An 874-nucleotide genomic window follows, 5' to 3' on the forward strand; every position below is an offset into this window, starting at 1 on the left:
CCACGGTCCCCTCACCGCCGTCGGCCACCGGCACGGTGACGCATTCCAGCGGGTCGATCACCGGGACAGGCCGGTGTGCAGGGCGGCGGCCACCTCGGCCCCGGTCAGGGTGCCCTTGAACTTGTCGGAGGCGATGACGATCTTCATCCCGCGGCCCGCCTTTCCCTCATGGTCCTGCTGACGTTGTTGTTCTTGGCCCATCCCCGGCGCCGGTGGGGTCCGGGGATGGGTGTGGCCCGCCGGGTGGCGGCCGTGCCGCCAAGGCGCGCAAGGCGTGCGGCGGATCACAGTTTCCTGTATCCATTGTGCACGCTTTGCGCACCTCGGGGTGTTCCGGTTGGGTGAGTGTGACGACTGACCTAGCCGAGTACTGCGGTCCGCTCGCTCAGCGGCACCAGGGCGGTCGGCGCGTCCCCGGCCTGAAGGGCCAGGTCCTCGAACTCGTTGACCGCGTCAAGCCCGGCGCCCATGGAGATGTTGGTGACCCGCTCCAGGATGACCTCCACGACCACCGGCACCTGGTGCTCGTCGGCCAGGCGGTTCGCCTCGGCGAAGCCAGCGGCCAGCTGGGAGGGGTCCTCCACGCGCACGGCCTTGCAGCCCAGGCCCTCGGCGACCTTCACGTGGTCCACGCCGTAGCCGTTCATCTCCGGGGAGTTGATGTTCTCAAAGGCCAGGGAGACGTGGTAGTCCATCTCGAAGCCGCGCTGGGACTGGCGGATCAGGCCCAGGTAGGAGTTGTTGACCACCACGTGCACGTAGGGCAGCTTGAACTGCGCGCCCACGGCCAGTTCCTCGATCATGAACTGGAAGTCGTAGTCCCCGGAGAGGGCCACGACCTTCTCGCCCGGCTTGCCGCGCACCACGCCCAGCG

General features: G+C 68.4%; 2 protein-coding genes. Both read right to left on the bottom strand.

The window, feature by feature from the left end:
* Positions 1-57: 57 nt before the first annotated feature.
* On the bottom strand, positions 58-201 hold the full coding sequence (locus tag JCM19049_RS21465; protein WP_279403402.1) for a hypothetical protein: 144 nt from the start codon (positions 199-201) through the stop codon (positions 58-60).
* A gap of 158 nt (positions 202-359) precedes the next feature.
* The coding region (locus JCM19049_RS15825) for a thiamine pyrophosphate-dependent enzyme (protein WP_279403403.1) at positions 360-874 on the bottom strand (515 nt) is incomplete at its 5' end.

The organism is Arthrobacter sp. JCM 19049, from assembly GCF_001310435.1.